Source organism: Cupriavidus pauculus, from assembly GCF_003854935.1.
Taxonomy (GTDB): Bacteria; Pseudomonadota; Gammaproteobacteria; order Burkholderiales; family Burkholderiaceae; genus Cupriavidus; species Cupriavidus pauculus_C.
Window position 1 is genome coordinate 175,307 of the sequence record NZ_CP033969.1, and the last position, 24,361, is coordinate 199,667.

Below are 24,361 nucleotides of genomic sequence, written 5' to 3' on the forward strand. Positions count from 1 at the left end.
GAATGCGCATGAGAATAACGCAGCCCCGGCGCCGCTTCCATGGATATATCGCGATGCCCCGCGACTGCCGTGTCTGTTAATCGATCAGAATTATTCGGATTATTCTTAGCGATTATCAGAAAATCCTCGCTATTGGCCTCATAGAAAATCTTATCTGGAATCATGACAAATGCGTCATAAATAAATCCCGCCTCCAAAATTCGAGATTTTCCGATATTTCCGCCCGCTTTACCTCGTTAGTCTTCGGCCCTGTCATCGGCGCCGCATCACGTTGCGGCCGCGCCCAATGCACGCGCCATGCACGCATTGCATGCGCGGCCAAAGTGACGATGACACCCCTCCATTCAAATGAAGACGCGAGAATTCAAGTGAAAAGCATCCATACCAAAGCGCTGGCCGCTTCCATCCTGTTCGCCGCCATGTCGGCACCGGCAATGGCCTCCGACGGCACGATTACCTTTACCGGGCGCGTGACGGGCCAGACCTGCACGCTGTCGGGCAACGGCGGCGCCGCCAATTTCACGGTGCCGATGCCCACCGTGGCCGCAGGCGCGCTGAACCGGCAGGGCGCCGTGGCCGGCCGCACGCCATTCAACATCCGCCTGACCGGCTGCACGCCGAACACCGGCAACGTGGGCGTCTACTTCGAGCCGGGCGCCACGGTGGACAACACCTCGGGCCGCCTGGTCAACACGGCCGTGGCCTCGGCGGCCACCGAAACCACGCCGGCGGTCACCCCCGCCACCAACGTGCAGGTCGGCCTGCTGAACGACGCGCTGGACAACATCGTGCTGGGCGCCGCCTACGCCGCGCAGAACTCGCAGCAGGTGGCACTGGCCGACGGCGCCGCCACGCTGCAGTACTACGCGCAATACGTGGCCACGGGCGCCGCCACCGCTGGCGATGTCCTGACGACCGTCACGTACTCGGTGGTCTACCCCTAAGCGGGGCCACCGTGACAGTGCGCCGGCATGGCAGGTCCATGCCGGCGGTTATCCATTTGTATTTCCAGCCTTCGGCCTTGTCGCCGGAGCCCAAGCCGAACGTTCTCATGTCCCGAATCTCCCACTGGCGGGTGGCACTGGCCGCCTGCCTCGCCATCGTGGCGACGTCGGCCGCCCACGCCTCCGTGGTGCTGGCCGGGACGCGCGTCATCTACCCCGAAACCGAACGCGAAGTCACGCTGCGGCTCACCAACGAGGGCACCGCGCCCGCGCTGGTGCAGGCCTGGATCGACGACGGCGACGCCAATGCCGCGCCCGACGACACCCACGCGCCGTTCACACTGGCCCCGCCCCTGTTCCGGCTGGACCCGCGCAAGGGCCAGGCGCTGCGCATCATCTACCTGCAACAGCCGCTGCCCACGGACCGGGAGTCGCTGTTCTGGCTCAACGTGCTCGAAGTGCCGCCGATGGCGGCGGACGGCGCCGCGCAGCGCAACGAACTGCAGTTCGCGTTCCGTACCCGCATCAAGCTGATGTTCCGGCCGCGCGGCCTGCCCGGCAGCGCCGACGCCGCGCCCGCCAGCGTGCGCTGGCGCCTGCTGCGCAAGGCCGATGGCCAGCAGGTGCTGTCGGCCACCAATCCCACGCCCTACCACGTGACCTTCACCGTGGTCGAGGCCGGCGTGGGGAGCGCGGTCCATCGCAACGACGCCGGCGCCATGGCCGCGCCGGGCGCGACCGTGGAATTCCCGCTCGGCGACGCCGTGCGCGGCAGCGTCGATGCCGGCGAGGTGCGCCACGTCACGATCAACGACTTCGGGGCGGCCGTCGAAGGCGTATCCCGGATTGCGGCAGCGCCAACGGACTGACATGCGGACCCGATCGCCACGCCGCCTGGCCGCGCGCTGCCTGGTGGCCTCCACGGTGCTGCCGGCACCGGTGCTGGCGGAGGTGCTGGCGGAGACGCCAGCCACCGAGACGCTGGCGCAGGTGCGTTTCAACGCGCAGTTCCTGCGGCGGGCCGATGGTTCCAGCGTGGACGTCAGCCGCTTCGACAAGGGCAACCCCGTCGCGCCGGGCAGCTACCCGGTCGACATCTACCTGAACGACACGTGGATTGCGCGCGAGACGGTGCGCTTTGCCGGGCCGGACGACGCGGCGGCGCCCTGCCTGGACCCGGCCACGCTGTCGCGGCTGAACCTGAACGAGGAAGCGCTGCCGCCGGCCGGCCGCACCGCCATTGCCGATGCCGCCGCCAGCGCCGCGGCCGGTGCGGCGGACGGCGCCTGCCTGCATCCGGCCGCCATTTCCGACGACGTGACGTGGTCGTTCAGCGTCAACGACATGCGGCTGAACTTCACGGTGGCGCAGGCGCTGATGCGCCGCCGCGCGGCCGGCACGGTGCCGCACGAACTGCTGGACAGCGGCGTGCCGTCGGCCACGCTCGGCTACCAGCTCAACACGTTCGGCATGAACGGGGCGCAGCACAGCACCAACACCTACCTTGGCATCGATGCCGGGCTGAACGTGGCCGGCTGGCACCTGCGCCAGCGTTCGTCGATGTCGTGGCAGTCGGTGGGCGAGCGCTACGCGTACCAGAACATCGCCACGTACGTGCAGCGCGACCTGCCCAAATGGCGCAGCCAGCTCACGCTCGGCGACGCCTTCACCGACGGCGCCGTGTTCGACAGCTTCTCGGTGCGCGGCGTGAACCTGGCCACCGACGACCGCATGCTGCCGGACTCCACGCGCGGCTACGCGCCCCTGGTGCGCGGCGTGGCGCGGACCAACGCGCGCGTGTCGGTATCGCAGGACGGCAACAAGATATACGAAACCACGGTGGCGCCGGGTCCGTTCGAGATCGACGACCTCCATGCCACCGGCTACGGCGGCAACCTGCTGGTCACCGTCACCGAGGCCGACGGCAGCCAGAGCAGCTTCACGGTGCCCTACGCGTCGGTCGTCCAGCTTATCCGGCCGGGCCTCACGCGCTACTCGGCCACGGTTGGCGAGTACCGCAGCGGCTCGCACACCACCCCGTCGCGCGAGAAGCTCGTGCAGGGCACGGTCCAGCACGGGTTCAGCAACCTCACCACCGGCTACGCGGGCGCGGTGCTGTCCGAGGGCTACCAGGCCGCGCTGATCGGCGCCGCCTTCAACCTGCCCATCGGCGCATTCGCGCTCGACGCCACGCACGCGCGCGCGAAGATCCCGGGCGCCAACGACGCCAGCGGCCAGAGCTTCCGCATCAGCTACAGCAAGTACGTGCCGACCACCAGCACCAACCTGACGGTGGCCGCCTACCGCTACGCGACCAAGGGCTTCTGGTCGATGCGCGACGCGTTTGCGGCGCGCGACGGCTCCTACAACGGCGACGGCGTGGCGCGCCAGCGCAGCCAGCTTCAGCTCACGCTGAACCAGAACCTGGGCGGCCGGCTGGGCACGCTGTACGCCACCGGCACGTCCACGGCCTACTGGAACCGCCGCGACACCGCGCTGATGTTCCAGGCCGGCTACAGCAACACGCTGCGGCTGTTCGGCACCAACATGACGTTCAACGTGTCGGCGTCGCGGCTGCGCGATGCCTACACCGGCCGCTACACGACCCAGGTGTTCGCCAACCTGACCGCGCCGCTGGGGCGCAGCGCCCACGCGCCGCTGGTGTCGTTCGGCACGACGCACGACAACGGCGGCGGATCGTCGCAGCAGTTGATGCTCAGCGGCACCGCGCTGGAGGACAACGCGGTCTCCTACGGCCTGAACGTGAACCGGGCGGCCGGCAGCAAGGTGTCCGGCGGCGGCAACGTCCAGTACCGCAGCCCGTACACGACCGTGTCGGCCTCCGCCAGCGGCGGCAACGGCTACACGCAGTACTCGGCTGGTCTGCAGGGTGCGCTGGTGGCCCATGCGGGCGGCGTGACGCTGGCCAACTTCCTGGGCGACACCATCGGCATCGTCGAGGCCAAGGGCGCCAGTGGCGCGCGCGTGGCCAATGCGCCCGGCGTGCGGATCGACCGGTTCGGCTACGCCATCGTGCCGTACCTGCACCCCTACAGCATGAACACGATCCAGCTCGATCCCAAGGGCCTGCCGCTCGACGTCTCGCTCGACGCCACAAGCACGCAGGTGGCGCCGCGCGCCAACGCGGCGGTCAAGATCCGCTTTGCCGCGGTCACGGGCCGCTCGGCCATCGTGTCGGCCACGCGGCCCGACGGCGGCAAGCTGCCGTTCGGCGCCCAGGTCACCAACGGCGCCGGCGCCGAAGTGGGCGTGGTGGGCCAGAGCGGCATCATCTTTGCGCGCGGGCTGGACAACGTCGACCGGCTCTATGTGACGTGGGGCGCCGGCGGCACGCAGCGCTGCGCGATCGACGTCAACCTGCCCGACAGCACCCGCCACGCCACGGCCTACGCGCAGATCCGCGCGGTATGCCAGCCCGATGCGAAGGAGACCCCGTGATGCCATCCATCTTCCTGCGCGCCGCAACCCTGGCGCTTGCGCTGGGCGGCCTGGCCGCGCTGCCGGCCGCTGCGCAGAGCGTGCAGCATTGCACCATCGAGGCGCAGCCGTCTGCGCTGTCGTCGCAGATATCCTACCCGGTGGAAGGCGCCCCGATCGGTACGGCGCTGACGCCAGACCTGGCCACGACCGTGTCGTTCCGCTGCCCGCGCAGCCGGCAGGGGTACGGCATCGTGATTTCGCCAACCGGCTTCTCGGCGGCGGGCTCGCGTTTCAACTATCCCGCGTTCTGGGACGCCAACACCTACGGCATGGGCATGCGCGTGGCCATCAGCCCGGGCGGCTACACCGTATCGGGCGCCGACCGGACCGATCCCGTGAGCAGGCGCATCATCCGCTACATCTCGTCGGCGGGCCAGACCGGATCGTTCGTGCTCACCAACCGGCTGGTCAAGCTGTTCGAGCGGATCAACGTGCCGGACCGCAGCGACCGCGTCGACATGGGCGTGATCTACCAGTTGTACAGCTATGACAACGCGACCCGGACGATGTCGCCGCCGCTGGCGTCGATCTCGTTCAACAACGGCATCCCCGAGCGGCCCACCTGCACGGTGGCCACCCGCAGCGTGACGGTGGACCTGCCGGTCGTGGCGTCGAGCAGCCTGCGGGGCGACGGCGTGAACGCCGGCCGGACGCCGTTCACGATCACGCTGAACTGCCGCCGCACCGACGTGCCGGTCTACATCACGATGACGGACGCCACGACGCCGGCCAACCGGTCTGACGTGCTGACGCTGACGCCGGCCTCGACGGCCACGGGCGTGGGCATCCGCATCCTGAACCCGGCCAGCGCGCCGGTCTTCTTCGGCCCCGATTCGGCCGAGCGCGGCACGGTGAACCAGTGGCGGGTGGGCCATTCCGAGCCGCTGATGCAGATTCCGCTGAGCGCCGAGTACGTGACGACCGGCGTGGTCGGCCCCGGCACGGTGGGCGCGCTGGCGACCTTCACCATGAGCTACCAGTAGCGCGCGGCGCCGGGCTACGGGTTGATGGCCGGGTGCTTGAGCGCGTGGGCGGTTTCGGCCATGTGCTGGCGGTACTGGGCGGCGTCGCGTGGCAGGCCCAGGCCGCCGTCGCGATAGGCCATCGCCAGCGCCTGGATCGACGCCGGATGCTCGCGCTCGGCGGCGGCTTCGTACCAGGCGACGGCGCGGGCATCGTCGCGGGCCACGCCCTCGCCTTCGCGGTAGGCATTGGCCAGCAGGAACATCGCGTGCGCCACGCCGCCGTCGGCGGCCACGCGGAACCAGCGCGCCGCGGCGGCCGGGTCGGGCGTGCGGCCGTAGCCGCCGCGATACAGCAGGCCCAGGTAGTAGGCGGCGCCGATGTCGCCGGCGCGCGCCGCCGCGTCGAGCTGTTGCCAGGCCAGCGGCAGGTCGGCGCGGCCGGCCGCCAGGGTACCGAGCATCGCCGCCTTGCCGAGCAGGAACTGCGCGCGGACCTGGCCACCTTCGGCAGCCATGCGCAGCCAGCGCTCGCCGTCGGCACGCGTGGCGGCGTCGGGCCGCGCCATCAGCGTTTCGCCAAGCGCGGCACGCGCGGCGGCCTCGCCAGACCCGGCGGCCTGCTGCAGGCGGTCCAGCGCCGCCGCGTCGCCGGCGGACGTCGCCAGGACCTGCCACTGGGCGATCTCCGCCTGGCGTGCGTCGGACTGGTGGCGCCACACGGCCGCACCGGCCACGCCGGCGGTAGCCACGGCCACGGCCAGCGTGGCCGCCACGAACAGCGGGTGGATGCGCGGCAGGCGACGGGGCAGCGCGGGGAGGGTCGGGGCGGCGGCGGTGGCAGGCATCGGCATATCGGGCGAGGTGGCCGGGTGGTCGGCGGCGTGACGGTTACTGGTTGAGGTCGATGCGGTACTTCGACAGGTTCTTGTTGCTGCCGTCGTCGGCGGCCACCAGCGTCACGCCCGCCACGCCACCGGCGGCGGCCTGCGCCAGCATGCCGGCGGCCGAGCTGAACACCACGTCGCCGCTGGTCGCCACCTTCGTGAAGCGCCAGCTACGAGCGCTGCCATTGGCGGCGCGGGTCACGTTGGCCACGGACTTGATGTAGCTGATCAGCACGTCGCGGTTGGCGTCGGGCGAGGCGTAGACGGTCTTGGTGCCGTCGAGGCCCGGGAAGTTGCCGCCGCCGCTGGCGCGGTAGTTGTTCGTCGCCACGATGAAGTCCATCGCCGCGGTCACGGCCGCGCCCTTGTACGTCAGGTTCTTGATGCGGCTGCCCACGGGCTGCGTGACGTCGATCTCGTACTGCATGTCGGCGTCGGTGAACATGTCGAAGTTGTAGCCCGGGAAGGTGCTGATCAGTTGCTGCTCGGTGGTCAGCGCCGGGTTGATCTGGTTGAAGCGCTTGGCGGCCGTCTCCAGCCACGCCTTGACCTCGGCGCCGTTGACCTTCACCGCGTAGACCGTGTTCGGGTACAGGTACAGGTCGGCCGCGTTGTTGATGGCCAGGCTGCCCATCGCCACGTCGGTGTAGTCGCTGCCGCCGCCAAAGCCGCTCTTGAACGGGGCCGAGACCGACAGCACCGGCAGCGATGCCAGCGCCGGCAGGTTGGCCGCGAGGTAGTCCTTCACATACTTGGCCTGGGCCTGGTTGACGATCTGGATCGCGCCCGGGTCGCCCACGTCGGCAAAGTAGCTCGTCATGCGGTAGTCGGTGCTGCCGATGGGCGTCTTCACGTACTGGATGGTCGCCTGGTGCTCGGTGTCGATGGCGGCGGCCACGCTGGCGTCGGCGGCCACGTAGGTCTTGTCGGCGTTCTGGATCGAGCGCGCCTCGACCTTGGTGTTGGCGCGGTCCACGCTCCACGCCTTGCCGTCGTAGGCCAGCGCCAGGTTGACCACGCCCAGGTGCTTGCCCCAGTAGTTGGCCATCACGGTCGGCACGCCGTTGACGGTGCCCTTGACCTTGTCCACGCCCGGCAGGTTGAACTGGCCGACCGTGCTGGCCGCGTCCGGGAAGACCTGGTGCGAGTGGCCGATCAGCATGGCGTCCACGCCCGCCACCTTCGACAGGTGGTAGCTGCCGTTTTCCATCGTCGGCGAGTACGCCGAGTTGTCCAGCCCGCCGTGCGAGATCACGACGATCAGGTCGGCGCCCTTGGCGCGCATCTCGGGGATGTACTTCTGCGCGGTCTCGACCACGCCTTCGGTGTAGACCTTGCCGTCTAGCCAGCGCTTGTCCCAGCTCAGGATGGCCGGCGGCGCAAAGCCGATGATGCCGACCTTGATCGGCGCCGACACCGTCTTGCCGTCGGGGCCGGTGGCCGTCAGCGTCTTCGACAGGATCGCGTACGGCTGGAACAGCGGCTGGCGCGTCTTGACGCTGTAGACGTTGGCCAGCACCTGCGGGAACTTGGGCCCGGCGCAGGTCTGCTGCGCCGATGGGTCAGGCAGGCCGTCCACGTTGAAGCGGTTGCCGGTGACCTGGCTCAGGTACTGCAGGCCGTAGTTGAACTCGTGGTTGCCGATGCCGCCGCCGTCAAAGCCGGCCGCGTTCATGACCTTGTACATCGCCAGCGTCTCGCCGCACGTGACCGGCTTGACCAGGGCCTGGTAGTCGGACAGCGCCGTGCCCTGGATGGTGTCGCCGTTGTCCAGCAGCATCGTGTTCGGGAATTCGGCGCGGGCGGCCTTGATCAGCGTCGACACGCGCTCGAAGCCCAGCGACTTGTCCTCGGCCAGCTTGAAGTAGTCGTAGCTGAGCACGTTGGTGTGCAGGTCGGTCGTCTCCAGCAGGGCCAGCGTGGATCTGGTGCCGGCCGGCACGGTGGCGGTGCCGCCCCCGGTCTGGCCGCCGTTGCCGTTACCGGCGCCGTTGTCGTCGTCGGAGCCGCAAGCGGCCAGGGTGCTGGCTACCATGGCCGCCAGCAAGGCGGCCCGGATGCGATGGAGTTGCATGGTCTCGGATTCCCCTGTGATTGTGTTTCTTCTGTGGGGGGAAATTGTGCGAACCGGCGATGGCAGCCAAGTGGCGATATCGCGTCATTCTCGTGACAGTCGCTCGAAATATGACAAAAACGCCATATCGCTCGACCAGCGCCGCCAGCGGGACTATGTCAACCGGCTGAAGATGGTTATCCATCGGCGCGATTGACGCCCCGTTATATAGCCGCTTATATTGCGGATGCCAACGATCCGGCACACCCTCCCTTTCCCCGACGCTTCTGCCATGAGCCTCCTGCCCTTCGCCCGCCGCGCCGCCCTGGTCGCGCTGACCCTTGCCGCGCCGTCGGCCTTTGCCGCGGACCTCGTGGTGTCCGCCGCCGCCAGCCTGACCAACGCCTTCAAGCAGCTTGGCGAGCAGTTCGAGCGCGCCCATCCCGATACCAAGGTGGTGCTGAACTTTGGCGCGTCCGACGTGCTGATGCAGCAGATCGTCAAGGGCGCCCCGGCCGACGTGTTCGCGTCGGCCGACCAGAGCGCGATGGACAAGGCGGTGGCCGAGAAGGTCGTCCAGCCAGCCACGCGCAAGGATTTCGCGGCCAACGCGATCGTGCTGATCGTGCCGCACGACAGCAGGCTCGGCATCGGCGCCCCGGCCGACCTGTCCCGCGCCGACGTCAAGCGCGTGGCGTACGGCAACCCGTCGTCGGTGCCAGTGGGCCGCTACACGCGCGGCGCGCTGGAATCGCAGGGGCTGTGGACGGCCGTCGAGGCCAAGGGCGTGCCCGCGCAGAACGTGCGTCAGGCGCTGGACTACGTGGCGCGCGGCGAGGTGGACGCCGGCTTTGTCTTTGCCACCGACGCGGCCGTGATGCCGGACAAGGTCAAGGTCGCCGCCCGCGTGCCGACCCCCACGCCGGTCACCTACCCCATCGCCGTCACCGCGCAGTCCCGCCAGGCCCAGCAGGCCAACGCCTTCGTCCAGTACGTGCTGTCGCCCGAGGGCCAGGCCACGCTGGCGAAGTTCGGCTTCCAGAAGCCCTGACCGCCGGTTCCCGGTTCGCATCGCCGCCATGGACGCCGTCTGGATTCCGCTGCTGCTGTCGCTGAAGGTGGCGGGCTGGGCCACGCTGCTCAACGCGATCCTGGGCGTGGCCGCGGCCTACGCGCTGGCCCGCTGGCGCTCGCGGGCGCGCGACATCGTCGACGCCATCCTGACGCTGCCGCTGGTGCTGCCGCCTACCGTGCTGGGCTACTACCTGCTGGTGCTGGTGGGCCGGCGTGGCGTGTTTGGCGCGTGGCTGGAGCGGCTGGGCATCGAACTGGTCTTCACGTGGCAGGGCGCGGTGCTGGCGTCGACCGTGGTGGCGTTTCCGCTGGTGCTGAAGTCGGCGCGGGCCGCGTTCGAGGGTGTCGACCACCAGCTTGAGAACGCCGCGCGCGTGCTCGGCATCTCCGAGGCGGCCATCTTCTTCCGCGTGACGCTGCCGATGGCGCTGCCCGGCATCGTGGCCGGCGTGCTGCTGGCCTTTGCGCGGGCGCTGGGCGAGTTCGGCGCCACGCTGATGGTGGCCGGCAACCTGCCCGGCCGCACGCAGACGCTGTCCGTGGCGATCTACGAGGCGGTGCAGGCCGGCAACGACGACACCGCCAACCTGCTGGTGCTGGTCACGTCGGTCACCTGCATCGTGCTGCTCGTGGTGGCGGCGCGGCTGGTGCCGCCCGCGCAGCGCGGCACGGCCAACCTGTTCGAGCGGCGCCGCTTCACGCGCGCGCCCGCGGGCAAGTGAGGCCGCCATGAGCATGGAAATCACCGTCCGCAAGCGCATGGCGTCGGAAGACCGCCATTTCGCGCTGGACATCGCGTTCGCGTCCGACAGCCGGCGCGTGGCGCTGTTCGGCCCGTCCGGCGCCGGCAAGAGCCTGACGCTGCGGGCCATCGCCGGGCTGATGGCGCCCGACAGCGGCCGCATCGTGCTGAATGGCCGCACGCTGTTCGACAGCGACGCCGGCGTCGACCTGCGGCCGCAGGACCGCCGCGTGGCCTACCTGTTTCAGGACTACGCGCTGTTTCCGCACCTGACCGTCGCACAGAATATTGCGTTCGGGCTGCGTCGCGGCTGGCGCAACCCCGCGCGGCGCGCGCTGCCGCCCGAGGCGGCGCGCTGGGTCGATGCGTTCGGCCTGCGCGACATCGTCGGCCAGTATCCGGCGCAGATTTCGGGCGGGCAGAAGCAGCGCGTGGCGCTGGCCCGCGCGCTGGCGGCCCGGCCAGACATCCTGCTGCTGGACGAACCGTTTTCCGCGCTGGACCCGGCCCTGCGCATCCGCATGCGCCAGGAACTGCGCGCGCTGCAGGAAAGCCTGGACGTGCCGATGCTGATGATTTCGCACGACCCCGAGGATGTCGACGTGCTGGGCGACCACGTGCTGGAAATCCGCGAGGGCCGCATCCACGCCAGCGGGCGCGCCCACCGGCACCCGCCGGTCTACGCGCCCGAGACCTCGCCGGTCATCTAGCCAGCCGGCCGGGCGCCAGCGCGGGCCGTTGCTCAGCCCATCGTGCCAAGGATCACGCTCGACGCCTTGAAGATGGCCAGCGCGCGCGTGCCGGCCTGCAGCGCCAGGTCGGCCACTGCCGCCTGCGTGACGATTGCCGCCACGGTGCCGCCGCCATCAAGCTCCAGCACGACCTCCGCATTGACCGCGCCGGGCACCACCCGGGCCACCGTGCCGGGCAACTGGTTGCGCGCCGACAGCCGCGCCGGCGGATCGGCCAGGCCGATCAGCACCGACGACGCCTTGACCAGCGCGAACGCTTCGGCGCCGGGCACCAGGCCCAGCGTCTCGACGCTCTCGTGGGTAATCGTGGCGACGATCCGCTGCCCGCCCGGCAGCGCCAGCGTGACTTCGTCGTTGACGGCGCCGGCGCGTACGGTTTCCACGTGGCCGAACAGCTTGTTGCGGGCACTGGTCTGGATCATCATGCGGCGGATCAGGTGAAGGTCTTCGGGATGCGCGTCGGCCATGGCGCCCGCGCGTTCAAGCTGGGCGATGAAGCGCGCGTGCTCGGCCTCCATCGCCCGGTAGGTGGCAATCAGCCGCTCGGCGCGCGCGGTCAGCCGCGTACCGCCGCCGCCCTTGCCACCGGCCGCGCGCACCACCAGCGGCTCGCCGGCGCTGTTGTTCATCGCGTCGATGGCGTCCCACGCACCCTTGTAGCTGATGCCCACCGCGCGCGCGGCGGCCGTGATCGAGCCATGCTCGCCAATGGCGGCCAGCAGCGCGATGCGGTCCTTGCCGCCCCAGTCCTGCTGGCCGGCGCGGAACCAGATGGCGCCCTGGAGTTCAAGCATTGCGCAAAGCCTGTCTGTGGTGTCGGATGGCCCGTATGGTACCGCCAACGCCGGACGTCCGGCGGGGACGTCAGCTCTGGTGGGCGGGGATGTACCAGCGCATGACGCTGCCGGCGAAGTACTGCTTGTCGAACCGTCGCAGCAGGTGCCAGCAGGTGAACGGGTCGACCGCCAGATCCACCCAGGCCCACGGGTGGTTGGGGTCGCCGTCGCGCACGATCTCCACGGAGTTGACCCGGGCATGGGTCTGGAGCTTGTCGCGCAGCATTTCCTCGGTCACATCACGATGTAGCCCGCGGATCAGTACCTGCATTGCAGCCTCTCCCTGTTGGAAGTGGTGATGCATGTATTCTAGGCCGCGTGCCGCGGCCCGGCGCCCAACGATGCGGCTATCGCACGTTTCACGCCATGATGTGCACGCCGCCGTCCACGTACACCGTATTGCCCGACACGCGGCGCGCATAAGGCGTGGCCAGGTAGGCGGTGGCAAAGCCCACGTCCATGATGTCGACCAGCTCGCCCAGCGGCGCGCGGCCGGCGGCTTCGGCCAGCAGCACGTCGAAATCCTTGAGCCCGGACGCCGCGCGCGTCTTCAGCGGCCCCGGCGAGATCGCATGCACGCGGATGCCGCGCGGGCCCAGTTCGTAGGCCAGGTAGCGGCAGGTAGCCTCCAGCGCGGCCTTCACGGGCCCCATCAGGTCGTAGTTCGGCACCACGCGGTTGGCGCCGTCGTAGCTCATCGCGAACAGCGTGCCACCTTTGTCCATCAGCGGCACGGCCCGGCGTGCCATGCGGATGAACGAGTGGCACGACACGTCCATGGCCCGCGCAAAGCCCGCCGACGACGAGTTCAGCAGCCCGCCCTGCAAATCCGCCTTGGGCGCGAACGCCACCGAATGCACGACCGCGTCGAGCCGGCCCCACGTTCTGGCGATGTGGTCGAACAGGGCGTCCATCTGCGCGTCGTCCTCCACGTTCAGCGGCATCAGGATCGGCGCGTCCACCCGCTCGGCCAGCGGCGCGACGTGCGGGTACGCCTTGTCGTTCAGGTACGTCAGCGCAATCTCGGCCCCGAGCTCGCGGAACGCCCGCGCACAACCCCAGGCAATCGAATCCTCGTTGGCAACGCCGACGATCAGCACGCGTTGCCCGGACAGCGGCGGAGTGGGAACGTGGACCATGGTGGGGGCTCCGGGTTGGGGTGGGTTTTGCTTTCCTGTCTGGCTTGCGGGACAGGGGCTGGGGGGTGAGGGTTAGCGCATCCGGCTGCGGCAACAGCCGAACACACCGCCATCTTTGCTCCCCTCTCCCGTTTGCGGGAGAAGGGCTGGGGGTGAGGGCCGGCGGTTCCAATGCCGCATGTCGCATCTTGAACGGCTTGCCCTCTCCCCCGACCCCTCTCCCGCGTTGCGGGAGAGGGGAGATAACCGGCATGTCGCGTCTTGGGCGGCCTGCCCTCTCCCCCGGCCCCTCTCCCGCGTTGCGGGAGAGGGGAGACAACCGGCCTGTCGCGTCTTGGGCGGCTTGCCCTCTCCCCCGACCCCTCTCCCGCGTTGCGGGAGAGGGGAGACAACCGGACGCGGAAGGCAAGGCCCCGTCGACTATTCCGCCTGTGCTTCCTGGGTTGCCTTGCCGTTGCCGTGGTCGGTGCCGAAGGCTTCGGCGACTTCGCGGTAGCGGGCCAGCCAATCGGCGTCCAGCGGGCCGCCGACGGTCAGGACGCGGTGGGCCAGCACCATGATGCGGCGGCGTTCGCGCATGTCGGGCACCAGGGCCGGCAGCGCCGCGATGGCGGCCTCGGGGTCCAGGCTGACGATATAGCTCTGCCGTCGCACGGCGTCCTTGAACTGGGCCAGCGTGATGCGCTTCTCGGGCGGGTTCTCGCGTGCGAGCTTGCGCAGCAGGTTGAACGGCCGCTCCTCGATGGCCGAGCGGCCCTGCGTCACGTACGACAGCACGCGCAGGAAGGCGTCGAGCGCGGTGCCCGTGCCGATCTCGCGCTCGGCCTCGCGGCGGCGCAGTTCGGCCACCTCCTTGCGCAGCGCGGTCACGGCCGGCGACTCGGGCCGCTTCGGCGTGGTCGTCATGCCCAGCATGGCCGGCAGCCACGGCGCGGCATAGATCGATTCGAACATGCGCTCCTGCCAGGCGTCGCGCGCGTCGCGGTACTGGTCCAGCGAGCGCACGATCTGGTCGGACATGGCCTGCTGCATCGCCAGGAACGGGTTGTCCGGCGACACCGGCTGGCGCGCGTCGCGCACGGCCGGGGCCATCATGGCGACCCATTGCATCCACGGGTTGCCGTCGGCGAACAGCGAGCGCTCCAGCCGCGACGGGTGCATCGCGCGGATCGCCTCGGCCGTGGGCTCGTTCGCCATCGCGCGCACCACGGGCGACGCGAACGTGTCGTAGACGTGCTGGTTGATCTCGGCCACGCGCCGCACCACCTCGAACGGCTGCTCGTCGGCCCGGCCGTCGTCCAGCGCCAGGATGTCGTCGATGGTCCGCCGCTCGAAGCGCACCAGGTAGCGGCCTTCGATCAGCTCGCTGTGCGGCGCGTCGGGCGCGAAGTCCTCGATGCGGGCCTCGTACAGGCCCGGCGGCAGCACGTCGATCAGGTCCAGCGCGCAGAACAGTTCCGAGTGCTCCTTGTTGGCCACGCTGCCCGACACGAAGATGCCCAGGTGCCCGATCGACGGATGCAGGCAATAGACGATGGTCTGGTCGTTGGCGACAATCTCGTCGACGCTCGCGTACAGGTCCGGAATCCAGTTCAGCGCCTGCTGCGGCGGCGTGATGTTGTCGCCCCAGGACGCAAACACGATCACCGGCGAGCGCAGGTTGCGCAGGTCGACCACGGACTGGCCGTCGTTGCTGCGCACGTCGCCGGCCGTCAGGTGGTTGCCGACGAACAGGTTCTGCACGATCCAGTCGATCTCGGCGCGGTTCATCAGGAAGTGCCCGCCCCACCAGCGCTCGAACTCCAGGAAGCGCGGCCCTTCGGTATCCACCTTGGCGTAGACGTTGTAGAGCTTTTCCCAGAGCGTGTTCGAAGGGTTCAGCTTCTCGAAGTTCTGCACCAGCCAGGCACCGTCGAAGCGTCCGTTGCCCAGGTCCGCCGCCAGCGACGACAGCCACGTGCCGCCCAGCAGCCCGCCGGCATAGCGCATCGGGTTCTTGCCGCGCACGCCCGACCAGTAGGCCACGGGCGCGCCGGCCAGCAGGATGGGGCCGGTCACGTCGGGCGCGGCGGCGGCCAGCATCAGCAGCGCCCAGCCGGCCTGGCAGTTGCCGATCACGAACGGGCGGCCCGGCGCGTCGGGGTGCCGCTCGGCAACGGCGCGCAGGAAGCGGGCCTCGGTGCGCGCCACGTCCTCGATGGTCTGGCCCGGGCACGGGTCGCGGTAGAACGTGATGAAGTAGCACGGATGGCCGGTGCGGATGGCGTTGCCGATCTCGCTGTCGGCCTTGAAGCCGCCGATGCCGGGGCCGTGGCCGGCGCGCGGGTCCATCACCACGAACGCGCGCTTGGTCATGTCGGTGGGATGCGCGGCGGGCGGCACGATGCGCAGCAGCGCGTAGTTCACCGGCCGGGGCAGGTCGCGCCCGTCGATCAGCACCTCGTAGTCGAACACCAGCACGGGCGGCATGCCGCCTTTCTCGTGCGTGGCCGTCTCATTGCCGCGCTGGCGCAGGACGTCGAGGAACAGGATGGATCGCTGCCACGCGTCGATCCCGTATTCCCAGGCGGCCTGGGCCAACGGGTGCAGCGGGAGCGGGGGATATGCCGGGGACGGCGCGGAGGGCGATGCGGGCGAGTCAGGCGTTGAGGGCGATGAGGGCGAGGCGGAGGCGCCCTGTCCGGGCGCGCGGCCCGTCACAGGTTGGCGTGCATTCATTTCCGTTTCTCCTTGGGGATAGGCGGAGTCCGATGGCGTGCAGCGGGGGCCGATGCGGGCGTGGTGCGGGCGTCGCTTGCTGCGATGCAACAGCAAAAATCTACCAGCCTCGGCCCGGCATGACAACCGTTACCAAAGGCCAATCCCGCTGACGGCGCCGTATATGACAAGCGCAAGACATTCCAATGGCACGGGTGCGTCGCCTATACTGCGTCGAGACGTTTGCGCAACGCAGCATCCGCCTCCGCTGTCGCGGCTGCTGCCCAGCCGGAGCCCGTACGCCCATGCCGACCCCGCCGTCCGACGACAAGTACGCCAGGCTGCTCGCCCGCTGCGAGGGCCTGCCGCCCATTCCCACCGCCGTGGCCCACCCCTGCGACGCGTCGTCGCTGGACGGGGCGCTCGAAGCGGCCCGGCTGGGGCTGATCGTGCCGATCCTGTGCGGGCCGGCCGCCCGCATCCGCGCCGTGGCCCAGGAGCAGGGGCTGGCGCTGGACAACGTGGAGATCATCGACGCGCCGCACAGCCACGCGTCCGCCGAAAGTGCGGTCGAGGCCGTGCGCACCGGCCGCGCCGAGCTGCTGATGAAAGGCAGCCTGCACAGCGACGAGATCCTGCACGCCGTGGCGCGCAGCGCCAGCGGCCTGCGCACCGGGCGGCGCCTGTCGCACGTCTTTGCCATGGACGTGCCGAACTACCACAAGCCGCTGTTCATCACCGACGCGGCGGTCAACATCTTTCCCACGCTGATCGAGAAGGCCGACATCGTGCGCAACGCGATCGACCTCGTGCGCGTGCTGGGCGTCGAGCGGCCCAAGGTGGCCATCCTGTCAGCCGTGGAAACCGTGACCGACAAGATCCCGTCGACCATCGAGGCCGCGGCGCTGTGCAAGATGAGCGAGCGCGGCCAGATCGAGGGCGGGCTGCTGGACGGCCCGCTGGCATTCGACAACGCCATCAGCAAGGCCGCGGCCGAGACCAAGGGCATCCGCTCCGAGGTGGCCGGCGACCCGGACATCCTGCTGGTGCCCGACCTGGAAGCCGGCAACATGCTGGCCAAGCAGTTGACCTTCCTGGCCGGCGCCGAGGCGGCCGGCATCGTGCTGGGCGCCCGCGTGCCGATCATCCTGACCAGCCGCGCCGACAGCGTGCGCGCGCGCATCGGCAGTTGCGCCATCGCGGTGCTGCTGGCCCATTCGCGCCGCACCGCCCAGGTTGCGGTGCCCGCCTGAGGAGCGATCCGCGTGAGCACACCCCATCCCGTCATCCTCGTCGTCAACGCCGGTTCGTCCAGCGTCAAGGTGTCGATCTACGCGGTGCCCGAGGCCGCGCACAGCAACGTCGACATCCAGCCCACGCTGGCCGCGCACGGCCAGATCGAAGGCATCGGCGTGGCGCCGCGCCTGGTGGCGCGCATGGCCGACGGCCGCGAAGTGACTGATCAGAAATTTCCAGTGGAGCAGGTGGCGGACCACGACGCCGCGTTCCGGCTGATCCGGCTGACGCTGAGCGTGGCGCTGCGCGACACGCCGCCGGTGGCCATCGGCCATCGCGTGGTGCATGGCGGCAGCGAGTTTGCCGATGCCGTGCGCATCGACGACGACGTGATCGCCCGGCTGGAGGCGCTGGTGCCGCTGGCGCCACTGCACCAGCCGCACAACCTGACCGCAATCCGCGCCATCCGTGGCGCCGTGCCCGACCTGCTGCAGGTGGCCTGCTTCGACACCGCGTTCCACGCCGGGCGCGATCCGCTGACGCAGCTCATGGCGCTGCCGTACGCCTACTACGAGCAGGGCGTGCGCCGCTATGGCTTTCACGGGCTGTCGTACGCCTATATCGCGCGGCGGCTGCGGCAGGTGGCGCCGGACCTGGCCGACGGCCGCGTGGTCGTGGCGCACCTGGGCAATGGCGCCAGCCTGTGCGCCATGCGCGGCGGCCGGAGCGTGGATTCGACGATGGGACTGACCGCGCTGGACGGCATGCCCATGGGCACGCGCTGCGGGTCGATCGATCCCGGCGCGGTGCTGTACCTGGCCGCGCAGGGCATGGCGCCCGACGCGATCCAGGCCATGCTGTACGGGCAATCGGGCCTGAAGGGCATCTCCGGCATCAGCAGCGACATGCGTGCCCTGCTGGCCAGCGACACGCCGCGCGCCAGGCTGGCGGTGGACTTCTACGCGTGGCGCGCCGCGCAGGAAGTCGGCAAGCTGGCGGTCACGCTGGGCGGGCTGGACGCGCTGGTCTTCACGGCCGGCATCGGCGCCAACGCGCCGGACGTGCGCGCCCGCATCTGCGCGCACCTGGCCGAACTGTTCGGCATCGCGCTCGACCCCGCGGCCAATGGCGACAACTGCCAGCGCATCAGCCACGACACCAGCCGCGTGCCGGTGCTGGTGCTGCCGACCGACGAGGAAGGCATGATCGCGCTGTCGACGGCCCGCATCCTGCGCGAGACCGGCGGGCTATGACGCCAGGTAGTGGCCGCGCAGGCGGTCCACGTCGACGCGCAGGTCATCGGCCAGGAACCGCTCGACGCTGCCGTAGGTCTGCCTGATCGCATCCATCGACGCCTCGATGTACTCGGGGCGCACTTCCAGCAGCGGCAGCATCGCGTCGGGCGAGACCCCGAGCTGGCTGGCGCCGGCCAGCAGCTTCTCGTTGAAGCGCTGGTTCCAGTGGTTCGATTCCAGGTAGTTGGCGACGATGTCGTCCTGGGCCACGCCCAGCGCGCTCAGCAGCAGCAGCGACGCAAAGCCGGTGCGGTCCTTGCCGGCGGTGCAGTGGTAGAAGAGCGTCTTGCCGGCCTCGGCGTGACGCAGGAACGTGCCGAACGCATCGCGGTAGCGCACCGGAAAGTCGCGGTAGACGTCGAGCATGAAGCCGTGCATCTGCGCCGCGTTGCTGGCGCGCAGGCGCGGCATCAGCACGTCCATCGCCATGGTGCCGTCCAGCACGGGTACCGCCAGCCACTGGAAGCGCTCGCCGAACGTGGCCTCGGCCGGCGACTTCTCGCCCGGCGAGCGGAAGTCGACCACGATGTCGAGCCGCAATGCGTGCAGCTTGTCAATATCGGCCGCGCAGGCCAGCGCCGGATTGGCGCTGCGGTACAGGCGGTTCTGGACCACGCGCCGGCCCGCATGGCCGGTCAGGCCGCCAAGGTCGCGCGCGTTGCTGATCGACTCCAGGTCCAGGCAAGGCCGCAGCGCGGCCGCCATCAGCGTTTCGGAAGGGTTCTGCATATCGGTCCTGGCGCGCCCATGCGGCACGCTTTCGAAAATGTTCAGCATCGGCGTCAATTATTTCAGATCGACGCACTGGGGGACATCCCGCTGGCAACGATACCCCGGGAACCGTTGCGGGTGCTGCAACGGGCCATTTCGCTTGACTGTTTCTGACTTCACAGCGATTTGATCTGCCGCAATTTCAAAAGCCGAGTCGGCTTGGCGACGCCCGCCCGGCTTCACATAATGAGTCCATGTCGAACGCCGCGACCTGCGCGTCCCGACGGGTTCGACAGGCTGCTCCTTACCAAGGATTCACCATGCCTGATCCGCAAGTCTCTCCTGCCGGCCCTGGCGGTCCCACCGCCACGGCTGCCACGCCTGCCGCCCCCAAGTTGCGCATCCACTGGGGCCTCTACCTCGCCGTCGCCGTCCTGCTCCTGCTGGTGGCCTTGCCCATGCCGCCCGACCTGCCCGTGGCGGGCCAGCGCATGCTGGCCATCCTGGCGTTCGCCGTGGTGGTCTGGATTACCGAGGCCGTCACGTACGAAACCAGCGCCATCATGATCACGTCGCTGATGGCGGGGCTGATCGGCTTTGCGCCGATGGTCAACGATCCCAACACCCTCTACGGCACGTCGCGGGCCCTGGGCATGGCGCTGGCCGGGTTCTCGAACACCGCGCTGGCGCTGGTGGCCGCCGCGCTGTTCATCTCGGCCGCGATGACCGTGACCGGGCTGGACCGGCGCATCGCGCTGGTCACGCTGTCGGCCATCGGCACCAGCACCCGGCGCATCCTGCTGGGCACCATCGCCGTGACCATCCTGCTGAGCCTCGTGGTGCCCAGCGCCACCGCGCGCAGCGCCTGTACCGTGCCGATCATGATGGGCGTGATCGCGGCGTTCGGCGTCGACAAGAAGTCGAACATCGCCGCCGGCATCATGATCATGGTGGCCCAGGCCACCAGCGTCTGGAACGTCGGCATCCAGACCGCCGCCGCGCAGAACCTGCTGACGGCCGGCTTCATGGACAAGCTGCTGGGCGAGCGGGTGACGTGGCTGCAATGGCTGGTGGCCGGCGCCCCGTGGGCCATCGTCATGTCGGCCGTGCTGTACTTCCTGGTGCGCTGGCTGCTGCCGCCCGAGACCGACGCCATCGCCGGCGGCAAGGAAGCCGTGCAGCGCGAGCTGGCCGCGCTGGGGCCGATGACCGGTCCGCAGAAGCGCCTGGCCGCCGTGGCCATCGGCCTGCTGCTGTTCTGGGCCACCGAGGGCAAGCTGCATGCGTTCGATACCGCCACCATCACGTTCGTGGGGCTGGTGATCCTGATGATGCCGCGCATCGGCGTGATGGACTGGAAGACGATGCAGCAGCGCACACCGTGGGGCACGCTGATCGTGTTCGGCGTGGGTATCAGCCTGGGCAGCGCGCTGCTGACCACGCAAGCCGGCCAGTGGCTGGGCCGGTTCGTGGTCGAGCATTCGGGCCTGGCCGAGCACGGCACGCTGATGATCTTTGCCGTGCTGGCCGGGTTCCTGATCCTGATCCACCTGGGCTTTGCCAGCGCCACGGCGCTGACGGCGGCCCTGCTGCCGATTCTGATCTCGGTGCTGCAGCAGCTGCCGGGCGACATCAACCGCGTGGGCATGACGATGCTGCTCGGCTTTACGGTCAGCTTCGGCTTCATCCTGCCGATCAACGCGCCGCAGAACATGGTGTGCCTGGGTACCGATACCTTCAACGGCAAGCAGTTCGCCCGTGTCGGCATCCCGGTCACGATCATCGGCTACCTGCTGATGCTGCTGTTCGCCAGCACGTACTGGCGCTGGCTGGGCTGGGTCTGACACCCCGCGCCCGCGCCCCCGGATCGCCAACACGCCAATCACTTACTGACAACCAAGCGTCCCCATCATGAAACTGTCCCTGGAGGCCGCGCGCGCCTTTGCGCGCAATATTCTGACAGCGCAGAATGTGCCGATCGACATCGCTGACGATGTCGCCGAGCACCTTGTCGAAGCCGACCGCAGCGGCTACACGAGCCACGGCATCTCGATCCTGCCGAACTATCGGCGGGCCATCGACGGCCAGAGCGTCAACCCGGCCGGCCGCGCCGAATGCGTGCTGGATCGCGGCACGCTAATGGTCTTCGACGGCCACGGCGGCTTTGGCCAGCACGTGGGCAAGACCGTGATGCAGCAGGCCATCGACCGCGTGCGCGAGCACGGCCACTGCATCGTCACGCTGCGCAAGTCGCACCACCTGGGCCGCATGGGCCACTACGGCGAGATGGTCGCCGCGGCCGGCCTGGTGCTGCTGAGCTTCACCAACGTCATCAACCGGCCGCCAGTGGTGGCACCGTACGGCGGCCGCGTGGCGCGGCTGACCACCAACCCACTCTGCTTTGCCGGACCGATGCCCAACGGGCGGCCGCCGCTGGTGGTGGACATCGCCACCAGCGCCATCGCCATCAACAAGGCCCGCGTGCTGGCCGAGAAAGGCGAGCCGGCGCCCGAGCACAGCATCATCGACGCGGATGGCAACCCCACCACCGACGCGTCGGCGATGTTCGGCGAGCGGCCGGGGTCGCTGCTGCCGTTCGGCCAGCACAAGGGCTACGCGCTGGGCGTGGTGGCCGAGCTGCTGGCCGGCGTGCTGTCCGGCGGCGGCACCATCCAGCCCGAAAACCCGCGCGGCGGCGTGGCCACGAACAACCTGTTCGCCGTGCTGCTCAACCCCGAGTTCGACCTGGGCCTGAACTGGGAACGCGGCGAGGTGGAAGCGTTCATCCAGTACCTGCACGACACCCCCACGGCGCCAGGCCACGCGCAGGTGCAGTACCCGGGCGAATACGAAGCCGCCTGCCGCGCGGCCGCGGATGGGTACCTGGAGATCAATCCGAATATCTGGCGGAATCTGGAGGGGCTGGCGCGGGAGTTGGGGGTGGGGGTGCCGGCGTAGCCAGGATCACTGGCAAGTTGCTCCCCTCTCCCACCTGTGGGAGAGGGGTTGGGGGAGAGGGCGAGGCGGCACTGCTTGCCGACCTGTCGTGATTTGACCGGCCGGCCCTCTCCCCCGGCCCCTCTCCCGCCGTGCGGGAGAGGGGAGCAAACCTTGCCCCCGAGGGCATCCAGACACACCAATGGCACAATACGCGCCATGCAACGTCTCTGGTCCGCCTTCGTCAAGTTCGTGCTGCTCGCCGTGGTGGGTGGCGCTTTGCTGGTTGCGTTTGCCGTGTTGATGGCCAACCGGCAGCTACCCTCGCTGGACGCGCTGATGGCGTTCCGGCACAGCGCCGGCTACGTGCGGCTGGCCGATTTTCCCCACACGCTGCCCGAGGCGGTGGTCGCCATCGAGGACGACCGCTTCTACCTGCACGATGGCGTCGACTACGTGGGCGTGATGCGCGCCGGCATCGCCAACCTGTCCGACGAGCTGTCGCAGGGCGCGTCGACGATCACGATGCAGGTGGCCCGCAACTTCTTCCTGTCGCGCCAGAAGACCTACACGCGCAAGCTCTACGAGATCCTGCTGGCCTACCGGATCGAGCGCGCGCTGAGCAAGGACGAGATCCTGGAGCTCTACCTGAACAAGATCTACCTGGGCCAGGGCGCCTACGGCTTTGGCGAGGCCGCGCAGACCTATTTCGGCAAGCCGGTGGACCAGCTGACGCTGGCCGAATGCGCGATGCTGGCCGGGCTGCCCAAGGCGCCGTCGGCCAACAATCCCGTGGTCAACCCGCGCCGCGCGCGCCAGCGCCAGACCTACATCCTGCTGCGGATGATGGAACTGGGCCGCATCACGCGCGCCCAGTACGACGCCGCGCTACTGGAGCCGCTGCGGCTGCGCTGAGCGCCCGCTGTCAGCGGACGCCCGATGGCGCCGCCCCGCCCTGCCGTGCTAGCCTCCGACGACCAGAAAACCGACAAGAGGACACTGCCATGGAAGGAGTCTGGGGAGAAATCTACAGCACGCTGCGTTCGGAATTTGCCGACGTGCCCGACGTCAAGGAACTGACGCGCATCCTGCTGCGCCTGACGCTGGCCGTGCTGCTGGGCGGCCTGATCGGCTACGAGCGCGAGGCGGCCGGCAAGCCCGCGGGGCTGCGCACGCACATGATGGTGGCGATGGGGTCGGCGCTGTTCGTGCTGGTGCCGCTGCAGGCCGGCATGCCGCTGAACGACATGAGCCGCGTGCTGCAGGGCCTGATGTCCGGCATCGGCTTCCTGGGCGCCGGGGCCATCATCAAGCACAACGCCAGCGAGGAAGACATCCGCGGCCTGACCACGGCGGCCAGCATCTGGACCGTGGCCGCCATCGGCGTGGCCTGCGGCATGGGCCGCGAGATGACGGCCGTGATCGCCACCGTGTTCGGGCTGGCGATCCTGCAACTGCTCTACCGGCTCAAGAAGTAGCTCAGGCGGCGGTGGCGGCCAGCGTGACCTCGAAGCGGTCGCGGTGGTGCGCCACCGCTTCCAGCACGATCGGGTCCACGCCCTCGCCGCCGGCGTCCACGTGCGCCAGGAACGCCCGTTTCATGCGCGGCTCCCAGAACTTCTTCACGTGCCCGGCGATATCCGCCAGCGCTTCCTCGCGGTCCGGCATCGCCTCGAAGAAGCTGCCGATCTGGTTGGCCATCTTGACCAGGTTCTCGATATGCATCGCTGAGCCTTCTCGCTTTACTCGGATTGGATTCGTTGGGGGTGGGCGTAGACCACCATGGTGCCGCCGCGCACAAAGCCGGCCAGCGTCAGCCCGGCCGTCTCGGCCAGCCGCACCGCCATGGACGTGGGGCCCGACACCGCCGCCAGCACGCCGGCCCCGATGGCGGCGGTCTTCTGCACCATCTCGTAGCTGGCCCGGCTGGTGACGATGACCGCGCCCCGGGCGATGTCTTCCTGCCCGCCGCGAGCCAGCGCCCCGGCCAGCTTGTCCAGCGCGTTGTGGCGGCCCACGTCCTCGCGCACCAGCGCCAGCTCGCCATCGGCGCGCATCCAGGCCGCGGCGTGCGTGGCGCCGGTATCGCGCAGCAGCGCCTGGCGCTTGTGCAGCGCGGCAAACGCATGCTCGAACACGCGCGGATCGAACGTGGCCGCGCTGCGCACGGGCTGCGGCATCCGCATCACCTCGTCGAGCGATTCGGTGCCGCAGAGCCCGCAGCCGGTGCGCCCGGCCAGCGCGCGGCGGCGCCCCTTCAGCTCGACAAAGGCCCCGGTGGCAATCTCCACCTTGACCGTGATGCCCTGCTCCCCCGCTTCCACGTCGATGCCGTAGATGTCAGCGGCCTTGCCGACGATGCCCTCGCTCAGGCTGAAGCCGATGGCAAAGTCCTCCAGGTCGGCCGGGGTGGCCAGCATCACCGCGTGCGAGATGCCGTTGTACTCCAGCGCCACGGGCACTTCCTCGGCCAGGTGGTCCACCTCCGGCGTCATCACGCCGTGGCGCCAGCGCCGCACCGCGAACGTGCGCTGCGCCGGCACCGCGTCGGTGCCGGCGGCGCTGTCGGGGGATGGCACGTCGCGTTTCATCGCC

The 24,361-nt window shown here is 69.5% G+C and carries 23 protein-coding genes; 14 read left to right on the forward strand and 9 right to left on the reverse strand.

From position 1 onward, the window contains the following. Positions 1–329 precede the first annotated feature (329 nt). The 4 genes from EHF44_RS02510 (at position 330) to EHF44_RS02525 (ending at position 5,428) form a co-directional block, all read left to right on the forward strand. Entirely contained in the window at positions 330–944 is a 615-nt protein-coding gene (locus EHF44_RS02510; protein ID WP_124682277.1) for a fimbrial protein, read from the forward strand. Positions 945–1,051: 107 nt separating this feature from the next. Then, a complete protein-coding gene (locus EHF44_RS02515; RefSeq protein ID WP_124682278.1) occupies positions 1,052–1,813 on the forward strand; it encodes a fimbrial biogenesis chaperone in 762 nt (253 codons plus the stop codon). A gap of 1 nt (position 1,814) precedes the next feature. After that, entirely contained in the window at positions 1,815–4,403 is a 2,589-nt protein-coding gene (locus EHF44_RS02520; RefSeq protein ID WP_124682279.1) for a fimbria/pilus outer membrane usher protein, read from the forward strand. Next, positions 4,403–5,428 carry a fimbrial protein gene (locus tag EHF44_RS02525; protein WP_172965999.1) on the forward strand — a complete coding sequence of 342 codons (1,026 nt, stop codon included), beginning with the start codon at positions 4,403–4,405 and terminating at the stop codon, positions 5,426–5,428. The genes EHF44_RS02520 and EHF44_RS02525 overlap by 1 nt, the downstream gene beginning before the upstream one ends. Before the next feature lie 14 nt (positions 5,429–5,442). On the opposite strand, the gene EHF44_RS02530 is transcribed toward EHF44_RS02525, so the two are convergent. Both EHF44_RS02530 and EHF44_RS02535 read right to left on the reverse strand, forming a co-directional pair. Further along, positions 5,443–6,255: a tetratricopeptide repeat protein gene (locus EHF44_RS02530; RefSeq protein ID WP_124682281.1), complete on the reverse strand. Its 813-nt coding sequence runs from the start codon at positions 6,253–6,255 to the stop codon at positions 5,443–5,445. 43 nt (positions 6,256–6,298) lie between these two features. Continuing rightward, positions 6,299–8,368: a bifunctional 2',3'-cyclic-nucleotide 2'-phosphodiesterase/3'-nucleotidase gene (locus tag EHF44_RS02535; protein WP_124682282.1), complete on the reverse strand. Its 2,070-nt coding sequence runs from the start codon at positions 8,366–8,368 to the stop codon at positions 6,299–6,301. Between EHF44_RS02535 and EHF44_RS02540 the strand changes: the two genes are divergently transcribed. The 4 genes from EHF44_RS02540 (at position 8,367) to EHF44_RS02555 (ending at position 10,873) form a co-directional block, all read left to right on the forward strand. Next, positions 8,367–8,564: a hypothetical protein gene (locus EHF44_RS02540; protein ID WP_124682283.1), complete on the forward strand. Its 198-nt coding sequence runs from the start codon at positions 8,367–8,369 to the stop codon at positions 8,562–8,564. The two genes, EHF44_RS02535 and EHF44_RS02540, sit on opposite strands and share 2 nt — an antisense overlap. A gap of 75 nt (positions 8,565–8,639) precedes the next feature. Then, positions 8,640–9,398, forward strand: a complete 759-nt coding sequence (gene modA, locus EHF44_RS02545) for a molybdate ABC transporter substrate-binding protein (protein ID WP_124682284.1) — start codon at positions 8,640–8,642, stop codon at positions 9,396–9,398. A gap of 28 nt (positions 9,399–9,426) precedes the next feature. Continuing rightward, positions 9,427–10,143, forward strand: a complete 717-nt coding sequence (gene modB, locus EHF44_RS02550) for a molybdate ABC transporter permease subunit (protein WP_124682285.1) — start codon at positions 9,427–9,429, stop codon at positions 10,141–10,143. A 7-nt stretch (positions 10,144–10,150) separates the two neighbouring features. Then, a complete protein-coding gene (locus tag EHF44_RS02555; RefSeq protein ID WP_124682286.1) occupies positions 10,151–10,873 on the forward strand; it encodes an ATP-binding cassette domain-containing protein in 723 nt (240 codons plus the stop codon). A gap of 32 nt (positions 10,874–10,905) precedes the next feature. On the opposite strand, the gene EHF44_RS02560 is transcribed toward EHF44_RS02555, so the two are convergent. The 4 genes from EHF44_RS02560 to EHF44_RS02575 form a co-directional block, all read right to left on the reverse strand. Further along, positions 10,906–11,709: a TOBE domain-containing protein gene (locus EHF44_RS02560; RefSeq protein ID WP_124682287.1), complete on the reverse strand. Its 804-nt coding sequence runs from the start codon at positions 11,707–11,709 to the stop codon at positions 10,906–10,908. A gap of 70 nt (positions 11,710–11,779) precedes the next feature. Beyond that, positions 11,780–12,022, reverse strand: a complete 243-nt coding sequence (locus EHF44_RS02565) for an RNA recognition motif domain-containing protein (protein WP_124682288.1) — start codon at positions 12,020–12,022, stop codon at positions 11,780–11,782. Positions 12,023–12,110: 88 nt separating this feature from the next. Further along, positions 12,111–12,890, reverse strand: coding sequence for an enoyl-ACP reductase FabI (fabI, locus tag EHF44_RS02570; RefSeq protein WP_124682289.1), 780 nt, complete (start codon positions 12,888–12,890; stop codon positions 12,111–12,113). Between the two features lie 420 nt (positions 12,891–13,310). Beyond that, on the reverse strand, positions 13,311–15,608 hold the full coding sequence (locus tag EHF44_RS02575) for a DUF3141 domain-containing protein (protein ID WP_124682290.1): 2,298 nt from the start codon (positions 15,606–15,608) through the stop codon (positions 13,311–13,313). Positions 15,609–15,892: 284 nt separating this feature from the next. Here EHF44_RS02575 and EHF44_RS02580 point away from each other — a divergent pair, with 284 nt between their 5' ends. Both EHF44_RS02580 and EHF44_RS02585 read left to right on the forward strand, forming a co-directional pair. Next, positions 15,893–16,840 carry a bifunctional enoyl-CoA hydratase/phosphate acetyltransferase gene (locus EHF44_RS02580; RefSeq protein WP_124682291.1) on the forward strand — a complete coding sequence of 316 codons (948 nt, stop codon included), beginning with the start codon at positions 15,893–15,895 and terminating at the stop codon, positions 16,838–16,840. Positions 16,841–16,852: 12 nt separating this feature from the next. Beyond that, positions 16,853–18,076 (forward strand): acetate/propionate family kinase, encoded by a 1,224-nt coding sequence (locus EHF44_RS02585; RefSeq protein ID WP_124682292.1) that lies wholly within the window; start codon positions 16,853–16,855, stop codon positions 18,074–18,076. Here EHF44_RS02585 and EHF44_RS02590 read toward each other — a convergent pair. Then, positions 18,071–18,847, reverse strand: coding sequence for a tyrosine-protein phosphatase (locus EHF44_RS02590; RefSeq protein WP_124682293.1), 777 nt, complete (start codon positions 18,845–18,847; stop codon positions 18,071–18,073). The two genes, EHF44_RS02585 and EHF44_RS02590, sit on opposite strands and share 6 nt — an antisense overlap. A gap of 302 nt (positions 18,848–19,149) precedes the next feature. On the opposite strand from EHF44_RS02590, the gene EHF44_RS02595 reads away from it, so the two are divergent. The 4 genes from EHF44_RS02595 (at position 19,150) to EHF44_RS02610 (ending at position 23,244) form a co-directional block, all read left to right on the forward strand. Beyond that, positions 19,150–20,673, forward strand: a complete 1,524-nt coding sequence (locus EHF44_RS02595) for a DASS family sodium-coupled anion symporter (protein WP_124682294.1) — start codon at positions 19,150–19,152, stop codon at positions 20,671–20,673. A 67-nt stretch (positions 20,674–20,740) separates the two neighbouring features. Beyond that, positions 20,741–21,787: an Ldh family oxidoreductase gene (locus tag EHF44_RS02600; RefSeq protein WP_124682295.1), complete on the forward strand. Its 1,047-nt coding sequence runs from the start codon at positions 20,741–20,743 to the stop codon at positions 21,785–21,787. A gap of 198 nt (positions 21,788–21,985) precedes the next feature. Beyond that, a complete protein-coding gene (locus tag EHF44_RS02605) occupies positions 21,986–22,681 on the forward strand; it encodes a transglycosylase domain-containing protein (protein WP_124682296.1) in 696 nt (231 codons plus the stop codon). Between the two features lie 89 nt (positions 22,682–22,770). Beyond that, positions 22,771–23,244, forward strand: a complete 474-nt coding sequence (locus EHF44_RS02610; RefSeq protein ID WP_124682297.1) for an MgtC/SapB family protein — start codon at positions 22,771–22,773, stop codon at positions 23,242–23,244. Between the two features lies 1 nt (position 23,245). Here the strand turns inward: EHF44_RS02610 and EHF44_RS02615 are convergent, their stop codons facing one another. Both EHF44_RS02615 and fdhD read right to left on the reverse strand, forming a co-directional pair. Next, positions 23,246–23,491 (reverse strand): formate dehydrogenase subunit delta, encoded by a 246-nt coding sequence (locus tag EHF44_RS02615; protein WP_124682298.1) that lies wholly within the window; start codon positions 23,489–23,491, stop codon positions 23,246–23,248. 17 nt (positions 23,492–23,508) lie between these two features. Then, on the reverse strand, positions 23,509–24,357 hold the full coding sequence (gene fdhD / locus EHF44_RS02620) for a formate dehydrogenase accessory sulfurtransferase FdhD (protein ID WP_124682299.1): 849 nt from the start codon (positions 24,355–24,357) through the stop codon (positions 23,509–23,511). Positions 24,358–24,361: the final 4 nt, after the last annotated feature.